Raw genomic sequence first — 23475 nt, 5'->3', positions numbered from 1 at the left:
GGGTAGCAGTATTTTTTCAGGGTTAATAAAAAATTGTATCTATGTCATTCGATTATCAATTAAGCATCAGTAAGCGCAGACAGAGTGTTGCCATTAAAGTAACAGCAGATGGCGTGAAAGTATTCGCGCCCTACGGCATCGACAAGCGTTGGCTGGATACGTGGCTAAAAAGCAAATCACACTGGGTCGAAAGTAAAAAATTGGCGATGTCTGCTCAGCAGCAGCAGATCCAGATACCTTTTGACAGTAAGAAAATTCAGATATTTGGCGAGCAGTATCAGTTTGAGTTGTCACCAAGTTGCTCTTACATTGATCACGATGCGAAATGCATTGGTCTAAAAACGCGCGCCAACCCCGACTCTGAAGGGGCGAGAAAAGCGCTGTTTGGGTATTTAAATCAGGTGTTACTTAGTTATGTGACGCCAGTACTGGCAGAGTATTCCGACCTGATGAGAAGTGAGTATCAAGAACTTAAAATCAGGGAATACAAACGCCGCTGGGGCAGTCTGTCATCAAGTGGCACTCTGGCACTTAATAGCCTGCTAGTTGGTGCTCCTAAGTGGGTGATTGATTATGTTATTGTGCACGAGTTGGCGCACTTCCATGTCATGGCACACAACCAAGCCTTTTGGAAAATTGTCGCGCACCATTACCCCGACTATAAGAGGGCACAAGCTTATTTAAGCCAAAACGCAGTGGTGTTGCAGATAAAAAGGTAGGTGCGTACGGTTTCTGTCGGAATCAATGAAAAGAGTTTCTGTGCCAGCCGATATCATTCAGAAGCTTCAGCAAAAACGTATAGTTCTTCAAATGGGAGTAGTGCTACCGCCCAGGAATGAGTATTTAAGCCTGAGAGTGCAATTTTGATATCAGTGACTAGAAACTAATTTTAAGTTGAATAGGTAGGAAAGTGGTGGAGGGGGCTGGATTCGAACCAGCGAAGGCAGTGCCGTCAGATTTACAGTCTGATCCCTTTGGCCGCTCGGGAACCCCTCCTAAGAGAAAAACAAATTGTAAGGTGGTGGAGGGGGCTGGATTCGAACCAGCGAAGGCAGTGCCGTCAGATTTACAGTCTGATCCCTTTGGCCGCTCGGGAACCCCTCCTAAGAGAATACAAATTGTGATGTGGTGGAGGGGGCTGGATTCGAACCAGCGAAGGCAGTGCCGTCAGATTTACAGTCTGATCCCTTTGGCCGCTCGGGAACCCCTCCTCAACATGGGCGCTGATAATATCAAAGTTTTTAGTGAAGTAAAGAAATGTTCTAAAGAAAATTGAAAAAATGCCGATAAATTTTCATATTTCCTAAATTGTGGCGATTTTACATGCAGATAGATGGCATTTTATGCAAAGAGGCTCAACTGGGTAGTGCACTTAATCACAGTGTTCATGAAGCTCGGCGTGGTGACTTTGCGTTGCTCCTGTCTTTGTTGTCTCAGGACGCACTCGATTTTAGCCAGTTTGATCTGCCTCATACGTCACCAGAGCAACCAGATAAATCTGAAGCTGCGTTAAAACTCGCGCTGCAGATAGGTCCTCAAAAGCTATTAGCACCCGAGCAGTTTAATATGCTTATTGGCCAGGACAATGGATTTCTGGTTCAGGATGGGGACTTGGCGAATCTTCGACTAAAGGAGTGCTTACAACCAGAGCCTTATGCAGTGCGTAATGATAAAAAGCATATTCCTCTACATATTGTCGATAACCTCGAACCAGCAGTAAGACAGAAGTTAGAAAAAAACAGAGACCCTCAAATGCTGGTTGATAATAAAGACATAGACGCAGCCGGGTTTTATGACCAGATAGCCGGTGGTGAAATGCAATCTATGTTGCAGGTTGCTGTGTAAGCAAAGACAACGACGGGGTAGTTATATCAATTTCACTTAATACCTGTTCAATTTGACGGAGCAAATATGACGCTAACTGTGTTAAAAATTTCTCATTTAGAACAAATGAATAGTAAAATTTTTGCCTAGTTATCGAAGATATTTTCTCGCTTCAAAATAGAACACTTAATTAAGCAAATTGGTATTACAGGAATATGGAGTTGTGAGTAGGGCAGAGGTCTGGCTTGTATGTAACACATGCGATTTCAGTGCGCTGCAATTTTGCTCCTAGTGAGTATGACACTAACAGGTAAATTTTGTATTTGGGGTCTGTGCCTTGGCACCGATACAAACCAAGGCTCAGAAAATTTAAAGTGATGTTAAAGCGAAAGAACAGGAAATTCTGTGGATTATTGAGTATTCAAAAAACCCATAAAGTTTAGTTCGCCAAACTATCCATGGCACTTTTTGAACTTCTTCCCACTTTGGCAGGGACAAGGATCATTCCTGCTCATTTTTATCTCTGGGCAGGCATACAGTTCACCATCAAGGTAACGCCACAGTCCCGCTTCTTTTAAAAAACGAGACCGCTCATGCATTGTCACGCACACGCCGCCATCCAGATACTTTGCTTTAAACTCAACAAAGTGATACTCAGAAGACTCACTGCACTGAATGACCTCTAACCCTACAAAGGTTACCTGCTCGGCAAATGCGCGTATACTGGCTTCACTGTTTTCTGCACGCATGCATTTTGCGTACGTATTATGTATGTATTCTGTTTTTTTTAGACAATAAGCACTATATCGTGAGCGCATCAGTTGTTGGGCGCTTTCTGGTTGTTTACGGCCTTCTATAAAAGGCAGGCAGCACACTTGTGCTTCGGTTTCAGAACCGCAATAACACATATTTTCTCATTTGGATTTAATGCGCAACGACGGATATGGCGTGGCCAGTAGTTCGAGTGAAGCAAAACAATTCAGTATCACTGTCTATCAGCTTAAACCGGGCAAGCTGCTGTTCAGATACAATGTCCGTCCAGGTAACCACCGCTGCAAAGTTGCCTTTGCATAAAGCGCTGTTAATAACATACTCCAAGTTTATCAAATGTCTCTGTCGCAGCACCAGTAACTTGCTACTGTCAATTGAGCTGGTATCCAGCAGTGCTTTGCTTGGTATGTTGTCTGGTGCAATGAGCAGTGTCCATTTATGTAGCGAGTTACAACGATACAGAATTTTTAATAGTTCCAAACTGCTTACTATGTCATCTTCCGCATATACTAGCTGGTAACGTTTATCGGCTGAGTTAGTTTTAGATGAAGAAATATTTTGCACTTGAGTATGTAACATGAGCAGACCACTGATTTTCTATACAGTGTCTATACAGTATTTCATACAGTGCTATTTGGCAAGTAAAATATCGCGTATTTTTTGTTCTTTTCTATTAGTGCTTTGATTGTATTTACTTTTATTATAAGGTCGTGTCCTGATTAAAATGCATTATCTGGTGGATTTGCTCATACAGTGTTGCAGCATAACACTGAGCATCAATAAATCGTTTCGCAGTCAGGTGTGTACGTACTTGCTCCAGTGTGCCTGCTGCTGCCTGATTGCCCTGACTTTGCGCGAGTGACAGCCAGGCAATACCATGAAAAACACTTTTTGGCACACCCTGGCCTTTAATGAATAGCATACCGAGGTAAAATTGTGCCTTGTTGTCGCCTGACATTGCAGCTAGTCTTAACCATTTCGCGGCGAGCGGGTACTGTTTATTTTTCAGATAGTAAAGCCCTTTTTTATAGGCTGCTTTGCTATCCGTGTCTGAGGGCCAGCGGTTTTCAGAGTCCGGGGTTGCGGTAACAAACTCCAGTACATTGAGGAGTTGTTGTTCCAAGTCATTGCCGTTTGCAACTGCTAATTGGTTCTTTTTCATACTGATTTCACTTAATACGACCTAGATCAGAGTGTAGTTGATTTTTAACTATTTTGTCCGATTACACCAGAGATTTGTGATAAAATCCGGCTTTCGTTTCTATATAAAATACAAAGACATGCTGGAAAAATTATTTTCGCTCCGTGCACAGCAGAGCACAGTTAAAACCGAGCTTATTGCCGGCCTAACGACATTTGTTACTATGGTTTACATTGTGTTTGTAAACCCAGCAATGTTGGCTGAAGCCGGCATCGATCATGGTGCTGCGTTTGTCGCCACCTGTTTAGCGGCAGCCATTGGTTGTTTTATTATGGGCTTATGGGCCAACTATCCCCTGGCTTTGGCACCCGGGATGGGGTTGAACGCCTTTTTCACCTATGGCGTTGTGCTTGGTATGGGCCACACGTGGCAAAGCGCATTGGGCGCGGTATTTTTATCAGGCTGTCTGTTTTTACTCCTGAGTATTTTCAAAGTGAGGGAATGGGTGATCCAGGCAATTCCTCTGGTACTAAAGCAAGCAATTGCGACGGGTATCGGTGCTTTCCTGGCACTGATTGCTCTGAAAAATGCGCAGATCATTGTCGCCAGTCCCGCAACTTTTGTCCAATTAGGTGATATTACCAGCCCAGGGCCTCTGCTTGCGATTCTGAGCTTTTTTGTGATAGCAGCTCTGATGTATCGGGATATGAAAAGTGGTGTGTTATTGAGTATTTTATTGGTTACCATTTTAGCTTGGGCCCTCGGACTGGTTGAATACACAGGTATCGTGTCAGTACCGCCAAGTATCGCACCAACTCTAGCGCAACTGGATATTGCCAGTGCGCTGGAAATTTCGATGCTGAGTGTGGTATTTGCATTTCTCTTTGTCGATTTGTTTGATACCAGCGGTACTTTAGTTGCTGTCACTCAAAAAGCAGGAATTGCTGACAAAGAAGGGCGAATGCCGCGCTTGGGCAGAGCACTCTCTGCAGACAGCTCAGCGACGATTGCTGGATCTTTCCTTGGCACCTCTACCACCACCTCTTATATTGAGTCAGTTTCGGGCGTATCTGTAGGTGGTCGAACTGGTTTAACAGCGGTGGTTGTTGGCATGTGTTTCCTGCTTATGATGTTTTTTGCACCTTTGGCCCAGATGGTACCTGCGTATGCTACAGCAGGGGCTATTTTGTATGTAGCTGTGTTGATGCTACAAAACCTGAAGTTAGTAAACTGGGATGATATGAGCGATGCTATTCCGGTGAGCGTTGTGCTATTAATGACGCCGTTAACTTTTTCCATTGCTCACGGCATAGCGCTTGGTTTTATTTCTTACACAGCAGTAAAGCTTGCTTGTAATAAGCGAGAGGAAGTCTCAATAAGTGTCTGGGTACTAACCATACTGTTCATCGTGAAGTTTGCGATCAGCTGAGGCTGATCACCACTTTTTCTTGGGAGCGAAAAGGACGTCGAGGTCGTCCTTTTCTTTCTCGGCTTTCTTTTTCACTGCCGATGCGTTAGAGGCTTTCAGCTCAGTGCTGATCTCACTCAGATAACCTTCTAACAGCGTTTTCTTTTCATTAATGTAGTCATCTGAATAGGTTACACCGCAAATAATTGCATAGGCTTTTTCGAAGTACTGGCGGGCTGACCCCACCATGTTGGCGCTTTTTGCAGACAGTCCTCTTTTGATTTGGCTTTCTACATTGATCCTAAGCTGCAGACGCTCCATTTTTCGGTCTTCCTGCACGAAGACTTGTGTGTCTACTTTGCCTTTACTGTGCTCAGAACGCAGCAGGTGACGCAACTTTTTAATACCTTGTACCAGCGCGATGAGTTGTTTGTCGTTATCTGGCAGGGTTACTTTGTCAGATTCGTTGGCGTTTTGAGGTTCATTGTTCATACGCTCCTGAGACTCATGCATGCGGCTTTTGAGCTCGCGAGAGGCAGGAGACAGCTCTACCATAGAAACAAGCGCATCATGTACCCGGCGTTGAATAATGCGGATCATCGCGCCCGACATAGGAATATTGCTACTGTTGAGGATCACGTCTTCGGCTTCTTCTATGATCCGCTTTTGTTTAGCCAGCTCTTTACGGCGCTCCGCTTCTTGTTTTTCTCTGTGTTGTTGAATAGCACTAACCCACACAGCAATAACAATGAGTGCTACAATCAACAAAATTATTACGGTAACAAACATACCCGGATCTCTTCGTAAATCATACAGCTGATAGTTTTTTTATATTACATCAAATAATTGCGGATTGAACAGTGTTAATAACAAGAGACTTGAAAATCCAGCAAATTCCATCATTTATTAGTATAGCTTAATGGCTGGAAGCTGGCTCTAATAGGCTGGGGAAAGTATTGTCCTATCGGATAGACTATAATTATGCTAGGCTGAGACATTATTTGCCAGTATCTAATGATAATCGGCCTAGTCGTACACCAGATAACAATTAAAACAAATGCTTAGTTATGAAATTACAACAACTGAAATACATAGTTGAAGTTCTGAATCACAACCTCAATGTGTCAGCTACCGCAGAAAGCTTGTATACCTCCCAGCCGGGAATTTCCAAGCAAGTGCGTATGCTGGAAGACGAGCTTGGTGTACAGATCTTTGGCCGCAGTGGTAAGCATCTTACGCATGTTACCAGTGCAGGCAATGAAATAATCAATATTGCCCGGGAAATACTGTCAAAGGTTGAGGGTATTAAAGCGGTTGCCAATGAGCATACTCTGCCAGACCAGGGTAAATTAAATATAGCAACTACACATACTCAGGCGCGATATGCGCTTCCAAATGTGATTCAGGGCTTTATGCAAAAGTACCCGGCGGTCTCTTTACATATGCATCAGGGCACGCCGCAGCAAATCTCAGATGCCGCAGCACGGGGGGATGCAGACTTTGCTATTGCCACGGAAGCACTGCATTTATACGGCGATTTGATCATGTTGCCTTGCTATCACTGGAATCGCAGCATTGTTGTCACCAAAGATCATCCTTTGGCCAAAAAGGGCAGCAATATTACGGTGCAAGATGTTGCAAAGTATCCATTGATTACTTATGTATTCGGCTTTACCGGGCGCTCAGAGCTGGATAAAGCCTTTAATGCACACGGGTTGTCTCCGCATATAGTGTTTACTGCCACCGATGCGGATGTAATTAAAACTTACGTCCGATTGGGACTGGGTGTCGGAGTGTTGGCAACCATGGCGGTCGATGAAGTAACAGACAATGACTTGGTGTGTATTGATGCCAGCCACCTGTTCGAGGCCAGTACTACTAAAATTGGCTTCAGAAAGGGCAGTTTCCTGCGCGGCTATATGTATGACTTTATCGAACGCTTTGCACCTCACCTGACAAAAGATCTGGTCGAGAGAGCCAGCCTGATGCGCAATCAGGAAGATGTCGATGCGTTATTTGAACACACTGAGCTACCAGTCAAGTAAGAGGTACCAATTTCACTTAATACCTGTTTAAATTTGAAGGAGCAAATACACTGCTAACTGTGTAAAAATTTCTCATTTAGAACAACTAAATAGCAAAATTTTTGCCTCGCCCACATAGATGTAGGTGCTTCAGTGGTAGCTGGACGCGAGAGCGGTGTTATCGACCCTATTTTCTCGCCTCAAAATAGCACACTTAATTAAGCAAGTTGGTACGATTAATAAACAATAAAAAAGCCGCAATTGCGGCTTTTTTTAACGACAGATTTTGCTGGTTAACACTCGATAATATTAACCGCCAGACCACCACGTGCTGTTTCTTTATATTTGGTTTTCATATCATTACCCGTATCGAGCATGGTTTTGATCACTTTATCTAAAGATACTTTTTGCTCACCACTGCCACGCATAGCAAGACGCGAAGCGTTGATGGCTTTTACTGCACCCATGGCATTTCGTTCAATACAAGGCACCTGTACTAACCCGCCAACCGGGTCACAGGTCAGGCCCAGATTATGTTCCATGCCGATTTCCGCGGCATTCTCTACATGTACGACATTACCACCCATGATTTCGGTCAGGGCTCCAGCCGCCATAGAGCACGCTACACCAACTTCTCCCTGGCAGCCGACTTCTGCACCAGAGATCGAAGCATTTTTCTTATACAGAATGCCAATCGCAGCAGCTGTTAAAAGGTAGCGTGTAGCAATTTCTGCGTCCACTTCTTTGATGAATGTATGGTAATACATGAGAACCGCAGGCAAAATCCCGGCTGCGCCATTGGTCGGTGCTGTTACCACTCGACCGCCTGCTGCGTTTTCTTCATTCACGGCCAGTGCGAACAGGTCAACCCAGTCCATAGCACGTAGCGGATCATTACTGTTTTCCACATTCAGCTTTAAATACAGACTTGGAGCACGACGTTTTACCTTTAATCCTCCAGGCAATATGCCTTCAGTACGCATACCGCGTTCAATACAGGCTTTCATTACTTCCCAGATGTGAAACAGTTCCGCTTTAATTTCCTGTTCGCTGCGCAGCGTCTTCTCATTGTGCATCATCAGAGAAGACACACTCAGGCCAGTCTCTTTACACATCTCCAGCAGCTGTTGGGCATTTTCAAAAGGATAGGGAGCCGGGTTTTGTTCACGTACGTCTAACGCCGCTTGTTTTTCGTTGTCAAACTGCTCTTCGGTTACAATAAAGCCACCACCGATTGAGTAGTAAACTTGGCTATGTACTAGCTCAGAACCAGAGAAAGCTTGCAGCTCCATCGCATTAGAGTGTTTAGGCAAGGTCTTACGACGATGAAAGACAATCGCACCTTGTTTAGGAAAAGCGGCTTTGTGAGTCTTGTCCAGATAAATCACTTGCTCGCGCTCAATGGTATCCAGAATTTCTGGCACTTTGTCCGCATCTACCGATTCGGGATCGTATCCAGCTAAGCCCAGGATCACTGCTTTACCAGAGCCGTGGCCTATGCCTGTTTGGCCCAACGAGCCAAATAGCTCCACTTTCACTGATGTGATCTGATCAATTATGTTGTTGTCCTGCAGGTCTTTTACAAACAGGCGCGAAGCGCGCATAGGTCCGACAGTATGGGAAGATGACGGCCCAATACCAATACTGAACATATCAAATGCACTAATCATAAATTCTACTCAACATTGCCTCTGAACGGGCGCACATCATAACGTTAATTATTGCATAAGTAACCCATTTCACAGCAAAATTGTATACAGTTTTGATTGAGTTAGAAGGGAATGCAGTCGATAAGTGGTCAAAAGTACTCAAAAGCGTGCAAACTCATTTGGTTATAGCGCAATTTTACGGCAAGTTTTAAACAGGTCAGGCCACCCTGGCAAGTAGTTGCTGAACTATTTTGGCTGTCGCGCCCCAGAGTAACCCGTACTCTGTCATCAAGCCGTTAAACGTCACTGATTTGCCCCGTAGCTGGGTTTGAACTGGCTGCCAGGCACGTTGTTGTGCAAGCAGAGATAACGGCAGAGTAAATACCTGTTCTACTTCCTCGCTGCACGTTTCCCAGGTGGCATTGTGATTTAAGACGGCCAGGACAGGTGTTATGCGAAAGCCTGTGAGTGTGGTGTGTAAAGGCAACACCCCAACGGGGTTAACTTGCAGCGGATCAAGGGCAATTTCTTCCTGACTTTCACGTAGTGCTGTGGTGATCACAGAGGCGTCTTGTAATTCAACTTTGCCACCCGGAAAACATAGCTGACTTGGGTGGCTGCGAAGTTGAGCACTGCGTTTGCAAAGTAGTATCGAAGCCTCTCCATTCACTTCTAACAATGGCACTAAAACGGCACTTTCCTGACCTTCTCCTAAAACAGGTGTCTGATTTGAGTCGCTTAGACTAAAGCGACTTATGACGTGTTGTAGATTCATAGGATGGGCAGTATCTTGTTCACTTTGTGATAAGTCTCTTGATACTCTAACTCACAGTCCGAGTCTGCGACAATGCCTCCACCGGCCCAGCAGTAAATTTTTTGCTGATGACACACTAATGTTCGGATGGTAATCGACGTGTCCATCGCGCCACAGGCACTAAGATAACCTATAGAACCACAATAGACGCTGCGCCTGTGCGGCTCTAGTTCTTCAATGATTTCCATTGCGCGGATCTTTGGCGCACCTGTGATAGATCCGCCAGGAAATGCGGCTCTAAGCTGGTCGACTGCGGTTTTGCCTTCTGCCAGTTGGGCGGTTACTGTACTAACCAGGTGGTGAACTGCTGGGAAGCTCTCAATTTCAAATAGTTTTGGTACCTTCACACTGCCTGGCTTGGCGACTTTGCCAAGGTCGTTGCGCAAAAGGTCGACAATCATCACGTTTTCAGCGCGATCTTTGCTGCTGCGTTGCAAGGCGACGGCCTGCTGCGCATCAGCTTGCGGGTCTGCTAATCTGGGTAAGGTCCCTTTGATGGGCTTGGTTTCAACCTGGCCCTGACGCACAGAAATAAAGCGTTCGGGTGATACCGAGACAATGGCATCGTCACCCAGATTTATAAACGCGGAAAAAGGCGCCTTGTTGTTGGCGCGCAGCGTTTTATAGGCCTGCCAGGGTGAACCCAGATAGCTCGCACTAAATCTTTGCGCCAGGTTTATCTGGTAACAGTCGCCACTTTTCAAATAGGCATGGACTTTGGCAAATTTGTCGGCGTATTCAGCCTGTGTCATATTCGCCTGCCAGTCGCTGGTTAGTGTAAACGACTCGTTTGCAACAGGGGGCTTTTCTATAAGTGAACGGTAAGTGCCGAGCCGGTTATAGCCTGGCTGGGTAACAAAGTACCAGCGGTTATTCAGATTGTCGTGGATCAGTGCATCAGGATAAAGGCCGGCTACCATGTCTGGTATTGCAATGTCCTGTACTGCACTTTGAGGTATGCTTTCTATATATTTGCCAAGGTCGTAACCAAAATAGCCGAGCCAGCCGCCACAAAAGGGGACGTCTGGGTGTGAAATGGCTTTCAGTCCAGCCAGTTTCTCTTGCATGATGGTGAATCCATCTCGCTCAACGTGCTTGCCATCAAGATAAAATTGCCCAGCTCTGGCTTCAAGTACGCACAGTGGGTTGATACTCATGATATCAAACCGGCTATTCTCGTGATTGGCATCGCTGGAGTCGAGCAGTACTGCCAGCGGCGCAGAAGCAAGGGTGTCGAACACCTCGATGGTTGACAAAGAAATGTCTAGTTCAATGTAGTTACTACTTGGATTTGTCATTAACTGAACCCGAATGCTAGCCCGAAACGGGCGAGGAGAGTATCATAATTGCCATTGAATCCATAGCGTGTTTGATTGCATTCCTGCTTGCGAATTTGGATAAGCACAGGACTTTAGTCGCTAATCTGTGATTGCGATATTCACTTTTCGCAAGATGGTATATAATCGCGCCTCTCAATAAACACCGGTTTACCTCGTCACAGGCCGGAGAATAAAGGAACCGTCATGAGTACTATTCGTCAGCAAGACTTTATTGACAGCATCGAAGATGCACTACAATACATTTCTTACTACCACCCGTTGGATTTTGTCCAGGCTTTAGAAAAAGCGTACGACAAAGAACAAAGTAAAGCTGCCAAAGATGCGATTGCGCAAATCTTGATTAACTCTCGTATGTCTGCGGAGGGCAAGCGTCCATTGTGTCAGGATACGGGTATTGTGACCTGTTTTGTAAAGGTCGGTATGGATGTTAAATGGGACAAGACGGACCTGACTGTACAGCAAATGGTGGACGAAGGTACACGTCGTGCTTACACCAATCCAGATAATCCATTGCGTGCTTCCATAGTTGCAGACCCTGCTGGTGCGCGTAAAAACACCAAAGACAATACGCCTTCTGTTGTGCACATCGATATGGTACCAGGCGCTGAGGTTGAGGTGATGATCGCAGCCAAAGGTGGTGGTTCAGAGAACAAGACTAAAATGGTGATGCTGAACCCATCAGACGATGTTGCTGCTTGGGTAGAGAAAACGTTACCGACTATGGGGGCTGGTTGGTGTCCACCTGGCATGCTGGGAATAGGTATCGGTGGTACGGCTGAAAAAGCAGCTGTATTGGCAAAAGAGTCTCTAATGGATCCGGTCGATATCCATGAGCTTATGGAGCGCGGTGCTGAAACGGCGGAAGAAAAACTTCGCCTGGAAATTTTCGAACGCGCGAATAAACTCGGTATCGGTGCTCAGGGCTTGGGTGGTCTGACTACCGTTGTAGACGTTAAAATCAAGTCTGCCCCAACACACGCAGCTTCTAAGCCTGTGGTTATGATCCCTAACTGTGCTGCAACTCGCCACGTACACTTTACGCTGGACGGTTCGGGTCCTGCTGATCTTAAAGCGCCGAAACTTGAAGACTGGCCTGAAGTGACCTGGGAAGTGGGCGAAGATACTCGCCGTGTAAATCTGGATGAGATCACCAAAGACGATATCCAGGACTGGAAAATGGGTGAAACCGTGTTGTTATCCGGTAAGATCCTGACGGGTCGTGATGCTGCACATAAACGTTTGCAGGATATGATTAACTCAGGCGAAGGGCTGCCAGAGGGTGTTGACCTGACTAATAAGTTTATCTACTACGTGGGTCCCGTTGATGCAGTTGGCGATGAAGTGGTGGGTCCTGCTGGCCCAACAACATCGACGCGCATGGATAAGTTCACCGATCTGATGCTAGAAAAGACTGGACTGATCGGTATGATCGGTAAGGCTGAGCGTGGTCCAGCTACGGTCGAGTCTATTAAAGAAAACAAAGCCGTCTATCTGATGGCGGTAGGTGGCGCTGCTTATTTGGTAGCCAAAGCAATCAAAAAAGCCAAAGTGGTGGCGTTTGAAGATCTCGGTATGGAAGCCATCTACGAATTTGAAGTAGAAGACATGCCTGTGACCGTTGCAGTTGACAGTGACGGAGTGAATGCCCATACGCAGGGGCCTGCTATCTGGAAAGCTAAGATAGAAGAGCTGGATAGCAAGCTTAAGTAAGCGGTTATCAATACAGATTTAAAAAGAGGGCGCAGCCCTCTTTTTTTGATCTCCCGGCATTGGACCTGGCTGTAGATATAATACCTATTTTACTTGATACCGGTTAATTTGAAGGAGTAAATAGGACGCTAACGGCGTTAAAAATTGCACATTTAGAACCTGTGGCCAAGGTATGAGTTCACAAATCTTGGCCTCGCCTACGTGGATGTAGGTGTCTCAGTGATAGCTGGACGCGAGAGCGGTGTTATCGACCCTATTTTCTCGCCTCAAAATAGAGCACTTAATTAAACAAATTGGCATCACACTCCCCAGGTTATTGGATACTCATCTACTCCCTTGTCTGACCTGTATATATCGTAAAAAATATAATACACAAACTAGCCTGTTGACGTTTACGTAAAGATTAACCTGCGTGATTTGTAAAAATAACGAAGAATTAAACTCATATAATCCAACTTGATGCATAATCAAGTTAATATATGTCTATTTAATGTATCATGCTGGCAGCTTTAACGCTTTTAGAGTCAATATCAACTCATATTGTGGATTGGACAGAGAGTTAGTGATACAGTTCGATGAATTTCAGCGCTATCTGACTCAAAGTCAGTCTATAACGGAGAACAAACAAAGTGGCTGTATTTAACCAAGTTGAATTTGATAACCACGAACAGGTGGTTTTTTGTTCTGATGAGGCTTCAGGCCTGAAGGCAATCATTGCTGTCCATAACACCAAGTTGGGTCCTGCCGTTGGCGGCTGTCGCCTGTGGGACTACGCAGATGATGCCGATGCTGTGTACGACGTATTGCGCCTTTCAAAAGGCATGACTTATAAGAACGCAGTTGCACGTTTGCCGTTCGGCGGCGGTAAATCAGTGATCATTGGTGATGCTAAAAAAATCAAATCTGAAGCGTTATTCAGAGCATTTGGCAGACACCTTGAGCGTCTTGGCGGTAGCTACTATTCAGCCGAAGACGTGAACATCACGACCGGTGATGTAATGACAATGCATAAAGAAACTAATTATGTAATGGGTCTTGAAGGCAAAAGTGGTAACCCGTCTCCTTTCACTGCGCTTGGCACATTCTTGGGCATTAAAGCCGCGTATCAGCACAAACATGGTCATCAAGACCTGTCTGGTGTAAAAGTGTCTGTCCAGGGCCTGGGAGCTGTTGCCTATACTCTATGTAAGCACCTGCATGAAGCGGGCGCAGAGCTATTCGTGACTGATATCAACCAGGCATCGATTGACAGAGTTGTGAATGATTTCGGTGCCAAAGCCGTGAGCATTGACGAAATCTATGATCTGGATGTTGATGTATACGCACCATGTGCGTTGGGTGCGACGGTTAACGATGAGACCATTCCTCGCATCAAAGCCAGCATTATTGCGGGCTGCGCGAATAATCAGCTTGCGGAATCAAGACATGGCGAAATCCTGCGTGAAAAAGGCGTACTTTATGCCCCTGATTACGTGATTAATGCTGGTGGTATCATCAACGTGTACTACGAGACAAAACCGGAAGGTTATAGTGAAGCTGCGGCGACAAAGCATGTTGAAGGCATCTATGACACTTTGACAGAAATCTTTACTCGTTCTGATGCTGAGCAAAAGTCAACGCACCTGATTGCCGACGAGCTTGCACAGGAGATCATCGCAAACGGTTTGTAATCACCGTGTGATGCTATCAATATAGAGGGGTTATCACTCCTCTATATTGAACTATGAAACAAATCAAATCTTCAGATTGGCCCAGAGCCGAGCATTTTGACTTCTACCAGAGCTTTGAACAGCCTTACTTCAACATTACATCTCGCCTAAAAACAGGCGAACTTCATACCTTATGCAAAAAGCTGCAGCTTTCATTTACTTTTAGTTATCTGTACTGCTTGAGCAGGGCTTGCCAGAATTATGCACCTATTCGCTATCGGATTGTCGACGATCATCCCTGTGTTGTTGATCAAGTTGACATGAGCTGTGTATTTTTGCGCGAAGACAGAAGCTTTCGATTCGTGCCTTTAGTTGCTTGTGAAGATATCCACGACTACATTAAAAAGAATATTGAACAGAAGAAGGCGTTTCTAGATCAGCCTTTGGTTAGTGAACATTTTTTGGAAACTAGTGATAATCCGCAGCAACTTTATTTATCTATTTTGCCGTGGCTAGATTTTAGTAGCTTTAGTCACGCTCGTAGCGCAAAAGATAACCTTGGTATTCCAAAATGTGTGTTCGGGCGTCTGGACCCGCGAACAGGCGAGTTGCCTTTTTCAGTTGAAGTGCATCATGCTTTGATGGATGGGTTACATGTGGCAGAGTTTATCCAGGAAATAGAAACACAATGCAAATTATTGTGTGAACAGTTATTGGGCTAAGGGTTCTTTCTCCCTTATCTCTGTTGCGACATGAAAGCGGATGCTAAACGTTCAACAAGAAACTAGTTAATTGATATTAATAGCGAAATTAAAAACTAAATTGTGCAAATAAAAGACTGGCCGGAGGCGCTAAATAGCTGTAATAAAATGTAAATAAAGTTGCTTTGTGTATGAAATATAAGTGCTTAAGGTTTTTATTCTTGGTTTCCTTGTTAATACAATGTTTTTTTTCAATTTATTTCATCGCGACAAGCAAAAATTGTTTTAAACATGAAGTTGACATGGGCAATAGCATTTAGCATTATTGCACGGTTGATACTGCTAAAAGTATCCGGGGTACTCTCTCAGAGAGTGCAAAAATTATAAAAGTAACATTACTTAATTGGTTGGGAACTATGTCTGTTAAAATCAGAAAGAGCCTTGTAGCTTCAGCGCTTTTCGGCGCCGCGGCATTTGCAAGCAGCAATGTGATGGCAGATCCTTTGAATGACATACAAAAAGTAGGTCAGCAAACTCAAACGGCTGCTAAAAAGTCTCAAGACAAGATTGATGGTATCTACGGTCAAACTATCGAAATGGTAGCTGAGTACCGTGGAATTGTTGACGAAACAGAACTTCTGAAAGTTTACAACGATCACGTAGCACGTTTGGTTGCAGACCAAAATGCAAATATCGAATCTCTAGAACGTCAGATCGCGACGGTTGATAAAACTAAGCAAGACGTTGTGCCTTTGATGTATCGCATGATTGATACACTCGAGCAATTCATCAAAGCGGACGTGCCGTTTGATACTGAAAAGCGTCTAGAGCGTATTGAGAGACTACGTGAAACGCTTACTAACGCGAAAGTAACGACGTCTGAAAAATACCGTCAGGTACTGGAAGCATACAGCATTGAAACTAACTACGGTTCAGCAATGGTTGCTTCTCAGGGCTCACTTGAAATCAACGGTAAAAACATCAATGTTGACTTCGCCCGTCTAGGCCGTATCGCATACGTTGCTCAGTCTTTTGACCAGAAGCAAGCGTGGGTTTGGAACACCAGCAGCAAGCAGTGGGATCAGTTAGGTGAAGAATACCTGAAGCCTATCAAAGATATGATCCGTATCGCACGTGGTCAGGCTGCCCCAGAACTAGTTAAACTACCTATTTTCGGCGCGGAGTAATAAAACATGAAGAAACTATTTAAAGGTTTTGCCGTTGCTGCAGCATTAACAGTTTCTGCTGGTGGCGCGTTGAACGCACATGCAAGCACTGATTCTCTAGACAAGATCCTAGAGCAGGTAAAGCAGAACCGTATCTCTGAAGGTAAAATCAACAAAGCTCGCGAACAAGAGTTCCTGTCAGAGCGTGCTGACAAGCAAGCTTTGCTAAATAAAGCTAAGCGTGACCTAGCTGCTGAAAAAGCACGTGGCGAGCGCCTTAACAAGCAGTTCAAACAGAACGAAGTAACACTGGCAGAGAAAGAAACTGAACTACTTAATGCTCAGGGTACTCTGGGTGAAATGTTCGGTGTGGTACGTCGTAACGCTGCGGAAGCTATCGGTTCTATCGAAGCGTCAATCATCAGTGCTGAAAAGCCTGGACGTTCAGAAGTACTTCGCTCTCTGGCTGCTGCTAAAGAACTACCAACTACACGTGAGTTGGAAGAGCTTTGGATTGCTTTCCAAACTGAAATGACAGAATCAGCTAAGATCTCTACTTTTGAATCTGAAGTAGCAGAGCTAAGCGGTGACATCAATGTTAAACAAGTAACGCGTGTTGGTAACTTCAACCTGGTAACTAAAGACGGTTACGTTGTTTACGATGCAGAAAACAAGCAAATCGTACCACTTGGTAAGCAACCTTCGTCAGACGTTCTGGCAACAGTTTCAGATCTTCTGAGCACATCTGCTGACCAGTACACGCCTTTCGTTGTTGACCCAACACGTGGTGCTATCCTGCGTCTGAACACTCAGCGTGCAACTGTTGAAGAACGTTGGCATCAGGGTGACACAGTAGGTTACATCATCACTGCGTTGTTAGCGCTTGGTGCATTAATCGCTGTTGTTCGTTTCCTAGACCTAATGCTGGTTGGTGCGAAAATCAAGGCACAAATCAAGAATGCGAACAACCCAACGGACAACAACCCACTGGGCCGTATCTTGAAAGTTTACCATGACAACAAGAACCAAGACGTTGAAAACCTTGAGCTTAAACTTGACGAAGCAATTCTACGTGAAACGCCTCGCATCGAAGCTGGTATCAACATCATCAAGATCCTCGCAGCTATCGCACCTCTACTAGGTCTACTAGGTACGGTTGTTGGTATGATCCTGACGTTCGAATCAATCACACTATTTGGTACTGGTGATCCTAAGATCATGGCAGGTAACATCTCTCTAGCTCTTGTTACTACTGCGTTAGGTCTAATTGCTGCGCTACCGTTAATCCTACTTCACGCTATCGTTGCGGGTCGTAGTAAATCTATCCTACACATTCTTGACGAGCAAAGCGCGGGTATCGTTGCTGCGCACGCGGAGAAGGAGAGAGCATAATGCTAGTCCTGGTGGAGACGTGGGAATCTATCAGGGATTTTGTTGCTACAGGCGGCGATGTATTATACGTGGTCGCGATAGCACTCTTTCTAATGTGGGTATTAATGATTGAGCGCTATTGGTTCCTATTGGCTGAATTTCCTAAAATTAAAAAGGGAATAGTAAGCAGATGGGATGCCCGCCAAGATACTACATCTTGGTACGCACACAGAATCCGCGATGCATGGATTTCTGAAGCGTCTGAAAAATTAGATGAGCGCATGTTGATTATCAAAACATTGGTTGCAATGTGTCCGTTAATCGGTCTACTAGGTACAGTGACAGGTATGATTTCGGTATTCGAAACCATGGCTACGCAAGGTACAGGTAACCCTCGATTGATGGCCTCAGGCATCTCAATGGCAACGATACCAACAATGGCTGGAATGGTTGCGGCACTATCAGGTGTATTCTTTAGCACCCGTCTAGAAGCGAGAGCTAAGATGGCTAAAGAAAAACTAATTGATAGCTTGCCACATCACTAGAGAGAGATTTTATTATGGCACGTAAACAACGTTTTCGTGAGGAAGAAGAAGCAGCAGTAGACATGACCCCGATGCTAGACATCGTATTCATCATGTTGATCTTCTTCATCGTTACCACCTCTTTTGTTAAAGAGGCTGGTATTGAAGTTAAAAAGCCAAAAGCTGCACAGGCACAACAAACTAAGAATGCGAACATCTTCATCGCTATCCGTGAAAACGGTGAGATCTGGATGGATAAGCGTCAGGTTGATGTTGAGCGTGTAAGTGCAAACCTTGAAAATCTGTTAGCTGAGCAACAAACCGAGACCGTAATTATCCAGGCGGATAAAGGCGCTAAACACGGTGTAGTTGTGAAGGTAATGGACCAGATTAAGGCAACTGACGACGCCTTGAAGATTTCAATAGCTGGAGCTAAGTGATGATTCGATTTCTGTTTTCACTTCTTGCAGGTGGGGCAGTAACCTTCGGCTTATTCTTCTTTATGTCCTATCTAATCTCAGGAGGAGCGGATAGGGCTGATAATAAGAAGGAAGAAATCATAGTCGAGATTATGTCGAATCCGCCTGAATCAGATGTGCAGGAGAGGAAGCGTGTACCGCCTCCGCCTCCTCCACCGCCAAAGCAGCCGCCTAAACCGCAGCCGCCTCAGCCTGATGTTAACCAAAGTGCAGGTGCGATTGGCTTTAATATGCCTAGCATCGACATCGGTGGCACAGCTGGTGGTTTAAGTGGTCCTGGTGATTTCGGTCGTGACGGTGAAGCAACACCTATCGTTCGTATCGAACCTAAATATCCGCCTCAAGCAGCGCGTGATGGTAAAGAAGGCTGGGTACAGCTTCGCTTCACTATCAATGAGCTAGGCGGTGTAGATGACATTGAGATCATCGATGCTGAACCAAAGCGTATTTTCAACCGTGAAGCAAAACGTGCGCTTCGCAAGTGGAAGTACAGACCTAAAATTGTTGATGGTAAGCCGCAAAAGCAGCCTGGTATTACTGTACAACTTGACTTTAAACTTAACCAAGACTAAAGGAGTAAGGTATGAAGCAAATGTCTAAAGCAACAGCTCTTGCTCTGATGATGTCTTTGGCAGGCGGTGCGTTAAGCACTGCCGCCTTTGCCGCCCCAGATCCTGCAAAGATCGAAGAACGCAAAAACGCCAAAACGAAGGTTATGGGTGAACGAGTTGGTAAGAAGGTTATTAAAGCGTTTGACTTGTACAACGAAGACAAAGTTGATGAAGCAATTGCATTATTGCTTGAAATTGACGCGTCTGATGAGTTCGACCGCGCAACGGTAAACCGTTACCTGGGTAACTTGTACGCTCAGAAAGAAGAGTATCAAACAGCGATTAAGTACATACGCCAGGCGATCGCGCCAGACGTATTGAACTTTAAAGATCAGGGTGACCTGCTCAAGCTGTTGGGTGATCTTCTGATTGGTACTGAGCAATACGAAGCTGCCAAAAAAGCTTACTTCGACTGGATGGATTTCACCGGTGAGAAAGACGCTAAAGTATATGGCCGTATCGCTCAGGCAAACTATGAACTGAAAAAGTACAGAGATGTCATCGAGCCTGCGGACCAAGCGATTGCGCTAAACAAAGAAGAGCCAAATAAGTCATTTTACATGCTTAAAATTGGTTCTTACTTTGAGCTGAAACAGTTCAAAAACGCCGTAAAGGTGGCTGAAGAAATTGTGAAGCTATTCCCTGATGATCCTAAGTCGTGGACTCAGTTGGGCTCCTTCTATATGCAAACGGAAGACTATAAAAAAGGTCAGACGGTTATGGAAGTGGCTTATCGTAATGGGTTCTTTGAAAAAGAAAACCATTACAGAATTCTGAGCAGCTACTATTCATTGAACGAAATTCCGTATAAAGCCGCTAAGGTGATGGAAAAGTCGCTCAATGAAGAGAAGGTCAAGCGTACTAAGCAAAATGTCACGGCAATAGCCAGTTACTTCCACCAAGCCAAGCACATCAGTGATGCGGCTAAGTACTACGAAGAAGCAGCAAAGTTCGATGACGATGCTGAGCTATACCGCAAAGCGGGTAGTTTGTTACTTCAGGACCAGCAATACAGTGCTGCGGTTGTTCGTCTGAACAAAGCATTGGAACTGGGCTCTGACAAAAAAGGTACAATCTACTCAGATCTGGCGGAAGCTTACCTGTATCAGGAAAAATATAAGCAAGCATATACTGCGATCGTGAAGGCTCAGGAAGATCCTAAAACACGTAAATTTGCTCGCAGCTGGGCCTCCTTTATAAAAGAGAAAGCACAGCGAAAAGGCATCAGCCTTTAGTATAGAAAAAGCCCCGCAAGGGGCTTTTTACTTTTCACTCCCCACCAAAGTGTCGCAATGTTAATTTGCTTTGTCGGTTCGACGCTCAACATTAGAACTTTGATTTAAATAATAAAAGCTTCCATCAATTTTGATATAATCAAACTACATCTGGACCTGAGTGCTGGGTGCACACCCGCATAGTTGAACAAGATTGGACACACGTAAATGAAAATCTCTCGGCGAAATATACTTTCAGCGCTACTGGCACTGACGATGACGGCTGGTTGTACAGAACCACAAGTACAGATCTCATATGAAAACCTGTCGACACAACTGAAAAAGCTGAATTGGTTTGCTTCTCAAAGTAACTCATTGCACACAGACAAGCTTGTCGAACTTCCCTTTACTGAGCCTTACTTAGCGCAAAGGTATGACCTGCTAGCGCATGCTGATCTGGATAGTTTCACTGCGCATGCACAGCAAGAATTACAATACCTGACGATACAACAGAGATACCCTGAGCGATTCCAGCCCTGGCCTGCCCACTTAAACATCGCAAAAATTGCGCAACAATCACTTACTTCGTCCCGGCTAGAAGGTTGGTATAAGTTTGTTGAGTTAAGGTTGGATGAAGCGCGGGAAAGTAAAATTGTACTTAACCGGATTGAAAAGCAACAGCTGCTTGATTACCTAACGCCCGATGTAATCAATCAGTCAAACGCAGCGCAGCAGCTTGTAACTTATTTAGAAAGCTATCGGGTCAGGTCCTCATTGGGTATGTATCAGTTACCTAATGGAAAAGAGTGGTATCAGAGCAAACTTAACTTTTACAGTGGCTCCGTTCGGGTACCGGAGACTTTGTTTAGCGCGCTGCAATCTTCGGTGAGTATGGCGAACGGCGCTCCAATGAAAATTAGCACGGGTTTGCATGAACCGATTGTACTTCAGGTACTGGGAGCTTGTGACAAAGTTCCCGGATTGAATTGGAGAGATGGATTTGTCTCTCTGAGACAAACGGTTAATCAATGTCAAAAGGCACTGACAACAGACGAAGCGCAATTTGCGTTATCGATGATGGAGGTCGATTTAGGTGTCCATTATTTTGCCTGGTCGCAGAAGCAAGCCCTGTTGGCACTGCAATCTAGGTTAGCGCTGAATGAAGACCAGGCCTTCGTCGTGCTTAAGAATATCCTTTTCTATCCTGCAACCAGTTTTGTGTTGTTAGACTCAGTTATTTCTGTTTAGAGACGCACTCCAGACACCTCTGCGCGGCGGGATCCGCTGCAAGCAAGGTGTCTTCTATTTTCTTCTCGCAATCGCAGCAGTAGCCAAACTGACCTATGTCCATCTGGCAAATTGCGGCTTCAACCTTTACCAGGCGCTCAAAATTAGGAAACTGGCCCGGACAGATACGGTCTGTCGCGATATCAACCCATTCATGTGGCGGTGATGACTGTAAGGTATCGATCAACGCCTCAGTTGCGTGATTACTAGCTTGCTTCAGGTCCGCGAGGAACTCGTGCCGGATCTGGTCGAGCTCTGTCTGCAATTTTACCTGATATTGGTTCTTTAAATTCTCATTCATGGCGCTCTTCTCCTTTTCTGAGCATCCATTATCTATTAGGCAGCAGGCTCATTGTTATGATTTGAATCAAGCGCTGGGGACTTTGCGTATTTATCCAACACAGATACCACGTCATCTTTGCTTTTCAGGCGCTTTATTTCATCGAATAAGGTATGCGCCTGAGGATATTGTAATTTTAAGTAACCGAGCCACTGCTTGGTGCGAGATGAGAAATATTTTTCACCAACCTCAGGGTCCTGGTGCATAGAGGAGTGCAATATATGATAAACCACTTCCTGCCATTCAAGAGGTCGGTATTCGCGGCCCTCTACATGCGCTTTTATCTTTGCAGCTAGATCTGGTGTAGCCAGGGCACCACGTCCCAACATCAGGTTATCGCAGGCACTGCGCTGCTGACAAAGCATCGCGTCTTCTATTTGCCAAATTTCGCCATTGGCAACCACAGGAATAGTCAGGCGCTTCAAAAGTGGTGGGATTTTCTCCCAATAGGCAGGTGGTTTATAGCCATCGCGTTTGGTACGGGCATGGATCACTAAGCTGGAGGCTCCTGCGTTTTGAACAGCATCGACTATTTCTGTACTGTTTGCGTCGTCATCAAAACCGAGGCGAATTTTCGCACTGACCTCATGGTCCTGAGGGACTGCCTCGCGTACCGCACGTATAATCTGATAGATTTGTTCAGGCTCTTTAAGCAATACTGCGCCGCCTTTACTCTTGTTGACGGTTTTTGCTGGGCAGCCAAAGTTAAGATCAACACCATGAGAACCGAGTTTAACGGCTTTTCTGGCATTGGCCGCCAGTGCATGAGGCACCTGACCAAGCAATTGAATTCGCACAGGAGTGCCAGCACGTGTCAGGCCACCATTGAGCAGCTCTGGGCAATAGCGAACAAACACACGACGGGGTAGGGTTAAGTCAACAACGCGGATGAACTCAGTAACGCACATATCGAACCCACCCAGATCAGTGAGTAGTTCACGCATTTTGAAGTCGACGACGCCCTCCATTGGGGCTAAAAATAGTTTCATTATTACCGCACCAGAAAAAATTCGCGCTATTCTATACGAGAGAAGATGATTTATTAATAGGGAAATGGAGATAAAAATTTCTCAAATGTTGAAATAAATATCTTCGGTCTGTGGTCTACTAGGCGAATCATTCATTTTTATTGCTACCGATTGAGAGAGAACAACATGAAATCAGTAAAGAAAACTAACACACTTGCAATGACACTGGGCGCAGCTGTAGTGACTGCCGCAACATTTGGCGCTCCTGAAGCTTCGGCTAATCCTTTTAGCTTTGAGCAAATGACAGCGGGTTATCAGTTAGATGCGGGTGAAGGAAAGTGCGGCGAAGGCAAATGCGGCGGTGATGCTAAAGGCAAAAAAGAAGGCAAATGCGGCGAAGGTAAATGTGGCGGTGATGCTAAAGGCAAAAAAGAAGGCTAGTGTGGCGAGGCTAAATAAGGCGGGGGGGCGGCTGGGGGGGGGG

Annotated in this window: 23 protein-coding genes, 3 tRNA genes and 1 pseudogene; 15 read left to right on the top strand and 12 right to left on the bottom strand. The window is 45.2% G+C overall.

Features of this window, described 5'->3' with window-relative positions:
• Positions 1–41: 41 nt before the first annotated feature.
• Complete coding sequence (locus tag CWB98_RS21505; RefSeq protein ID WP_138546683.1) at positions 42–719, top strand: M48 family metallopeptidase; 678 nt, start codon at positions 42–44, stop codon at positions 717–719.
• A 192-nt stretch (positions 720–911) separates the two neighbouring features.
• Here CWB98_RS21505 and CWB98_RS21500 read toward each other — a convergent pair.
• The 3 genes from CWB98_RS21500 to CWB98_RS21490 form a co-directional block, all read right to left on the bottom strand.
• Positions 912–996, bottom strand: a tRNA-Tyr gene (locus CWB98_RS21500).
• Positions 997–1019: 23 nt separating this feature from the next.
• Positions 1020–1104, bottom strand: a tRNA-Tyr gene (locus CWB98_RS21495).
• 22 nt (positions 1105–1126) lie between these two features.
• Positions 1127–1211, bottom strand: a tRNA-Tyr gene (locus tag CWB98_RS21490).
• A 112-nt stretch (positions 1212–1323) separates the two neighbouring features.
• On the opposite strand from CWB98_RS21490, the gene CWB98_RS21485 reads away from it, so the two are divergent.
• Entirely contained in the window at positions 1324–1845 is a 522-nt protein-coding gene (locus tag CWB98_RS21485) for a VC2046/SO_2500 family protein (protein ID WP_138546682.1), read from the top strand.
• A 431-nt stretch (positions 1846–2276) separates the two neighbouring features.
• Here CWB98_RS21485 and CWB98_RS21480 read toward each other — a convergent pair whose 3' ends face one another.
• The 3 genes from CWB98_RS21480 to CWB98_RS21470 all read right to left on the bottom strand — a co-directional run bounded on the left by CWB98_RS21480 (position 2277) and on the right by CWB98_RS21470 (position 3757).
• Positions 2277–2732 carry a YchJ family protein gene (locus CWB98_RS21480; RefSeq protein WP_138546681.1) on the bottom strand — a complete coding sequence of 152 codons (456 nt, stop codon included), beginning with the start codon at positions 2730–2732 and terminating at the stop codon, positions 2277–2279.
• Between the two features lie 16 nt (positions 2733–2748).
• On the bottom strand, positions 2749–3174 hold the full coding sequence (locus CWB98_RS21475) for a SulA-like leucine-rich domain-containing protein (RefSeq protein WP_138546680.1): 426 nt from the start codon (positions 3172–3174) through the stop codon (positions 2749–2751).
• A gap of 121 nt (positions 3175–3295) precedes the next feature.
• Entirely contained in the window at positions 3296–3757 is a 462-nt protein-coding gene (locus CWB98_RS21470) for a tetratricopeptide repeat protein (RefSeq protein WP_138546679.1), read from the bottom strand.
• Positions 3758–3875: 118 nt separating this feature from the next.
• Here CWB98_RS21470 and CWB98_RS21465 point away from each other — a divergent pair, with 118 nt between their 5' ends.
• The gene (locus CWB98_RS21465) at positions 3876–5165 is read left to right on the top strand and encodes an NCS2 family permease (RefSeq protein ID WP_138546678.1); all 1290 of its coding nucleotides are present in this window, start codon (positions 3876–3878) and stop codon (positions 5163–5165) included.
• Between the two features lie 6 nt (positions 5166–5171).
• Here the strand turns inward: CWB98_RS21465 and CWB98_RS21460 are convergent, their stop codons facing one another.
• Positions 5172–5933: a hypothetical protein gene (locus CWB98_RS21460; protein WP_138546677.1), complete on the bottom strand. Its 762-nt coding sequence runs from the start codon at positions 5931–5933 to the stop codon at positions 5172–5174.
• A 278-nt stretch (positions 5934–6211) separates the two neighbouring features.
• Here CWB98_RS21460 and cysB point away from each other — a divergent pair, with 278 nt between their 5' ends.
• Positions 6212–7189, top strand: a complete 978-nt coding sequence (gene cysB, locus CWB98_RS21455) for an HTH-type transcriptional regulator CysB (RefSeq protein WP_138546676.1) — start codon at positions 6212–6214, stop codon at positions 7187–7189.
• 272 nt (positions 7190–7461) lie between these two features.
• Here cysB and CWB98_RS21450 read toward each other — a convergent pair whose 3' ends face one another.
• The 3 genes from CWB98_RS21450 to pabB form a co-directional block, all read right to left on the bottom strand.
• Complete coding sequence (locus tag CWB98_RS21450) at positions 7462–8838, bottom strand: L-serine ammonia-lyase (RefSeq protein ID WP_138546675.1); 1377 nt, start codon at positions 8836–8838, stop codon at positions 7462–7464.
• A gap of 196 nt (positions 8839–9034) precedes the next feature.
• Complete coding sequence (locus tag CWB98_RS21445) at positions 9035–9592, bottom strand: CoA pyrophosphatase (protein WP_138546674.1); 558 nt, start codon at positions 9590–9592, stop codon at positions 9035–9037.
• Positions 9589–10929, bottom strand: a complete 1341-nt coding sequence (gene pabB, locus CWB98_RS21440) for an aminodeoxychorismate synthase component I (protein WP_138546673.1) — start codon at positions 10927–10929, stop codon at positions 9589–9591. The genes CWB98_RS21445 and pabB overlap by 4 nt, the downstream gene beginning before the upstream one ends.
• A gap of 225 nt (positions 10930–11154) precedes the next feature.
• Between pabB and CWB98_RS21435 the strand changes: the two genes are divergently transcribed.
• The 10 genes from CWB98_RS21435 to CWB98_RS21390 all read left to right on the top strand — a co-directional run bounded on the left by CWB98_RS21435 (position 11155) and on the right by CWB98_RS21390 (position 21644).
• Positions 11155–12681 carry a fumarate hydratase gene (locus CWB98_RS21435; RefSeq protein ID WP_138546672.1) on the top strand — a complete coding sequence of 509 codons (1527 nt, stop codon included), beginning with the start codon at positions 11155–11157 and terminating at the stop codon, positions 12679–12681.
• 629 nt (positions 12682–13310) lie between these two features.
• Positions 13311–14351, top strand: coding sequence for a Leu/Phe/Val dehydrogenase (locus CWB98_RS21430; RefSeq protein ID WP_138546671.1), 1041 nt, complete (start codon positions 13311–13313; stop codon positions 14349–14351).
• Positions 14352–14404: 53 nt separating this feature from the next.
• On the top strand, positions 14405–15052 hold the full coding sequence (locus CWB98_RS21425) for a CatA-like O-acetyltransferase (protein WP_138546670.1): 648 nt from the start codon (positions 14405–14407) through the stop codon (positions 15050–15052).
• 395 nt (positions 15053–15447) lie between these two features.
• Entirely contained in the window at positions 15448–16218 is a 771-nt protein-coding gene (locus tag CWB98_RS21420) for a DUF3450 domain-containing protein (protein WP_138546669.1), read from the top strand.
• A gap of 6 nt (positions 16219–16224) precedes the next feature.
• Entirely contained in the window at positions 16225–17589 is a 1365-nt protein-coding gene (locus CWB98_RS21415; protein ID WP_138546668.1) for a MotA/TolQ/ExbB proton channel family protein, read from the top strand.
• On the top strand, positions 17589–18113 hold the full coding sequence (locus CWB98_RS21410) for a MotA/TolQ/ExbB proton channel family protein (RefSeq protein WP_010381817.1): 525 nt from the start codon (positions 17589–17591) through the stop codon (positions 18111–18113). The genes CWB98_RS21415 and CWB98_RS21410 overlap by 1 nt, the downstream gene beginning before the upstream one ends.
• 14 nt (positions 18114–18127) lie before the next feature.
• A complete protein-coding gene (locus CWB98_RS21405) occupies positions 18128–18532 on the top strand; it encodes an ExbD/TolR family protein (protein WP_010381814.1) in 405 nt (134 codons plus the stop codon).
• Positions 18532–19143, top strand: a complete 612-nt coding sequence (locus CWB98_RS21400; RefSeq protein ID WP_138546667.1) for an energy transducer TonB — start codon at positions 18532–18534, stop codon at positions 19141–19143. Before CWB98_RS21405 ends, CWB98_RS21400 begins: the two co-directional genes overlap by 1 nt.
• Before the next feature lie 11 nt (positions 19144–19154).
• A complete protein-coding gene (locus CWB98_RS21395; RefSeq protein WP_138546666.1) occupies positions 19155–20417 on the top strand; it encodes a tetratricopeptide repeat protein in 1263 nt (420 codons plus the stop codon).
• Between the two features lie 207 nt (positions 20418–20624).
• Complete coding sequence (locus CWB98_RS21390; RefSeq protein WP_138546665.1) at positions 20625–21644, top strand: hypothetical protein; 1020 nt, start codon at positions 20625–20627, stop codon at positions 21642–21644.
• Here CWB98_RS21390 and CWB98_RS21385 read toward each other — a convergent pair.
• Positions 21631–21984, bottom strand: coding sequence for a TraR/DksA C4-type zinc finger protein (locus CWB98_RS21385; RefSeq protein ID WP_138546664.1), 354 nt, complete (start codon positions 21982–21984; stop codon positions 21631–21633). The genes CWB98_RS21390 and CWB98_RS21385 overlap by 14 nt on opposite strands.
• Positions 21985–22019: 35 nt before the next feature.
• A complete protein-coding gene (locus tag CWB98_RS21380) occupies positions 22020–23012 on the bottom strand; it encodes a tRNA-dihydrouridine synthase (protein WP_138546663.1) in 993 nt (330 codons plus the stop codon).
• 165 nt (positions 23013–23177) lie between these two features.
• Here CWB98_RS21380 and CWB98_RS21375 point away from each other — a divergent pair.
• Positions 23178–23429: pseudogene (locus tag CWB98_RS21375) on the top strand (HvfA family oxazolone/thioamide-modified RiPP metallophore); the annotation flags it as partial.
• Positions 23430–23475: the final 46 nt, after the last annotated feature.

The organism is Pseudoalteromonas rubra (assembly GCF_005887115.1).
GTDB classification, from domain to species: Bacteria; Pseudomonadota; Gammaproteobacteria; order Enterobacterales; family Alteromonadaceae; genus Pseudoalteromonas; species Pseudoalteromonas rubra_F.
This window is presented reverse-complemented; position numbering and strand designations above follow the sequence as displayed.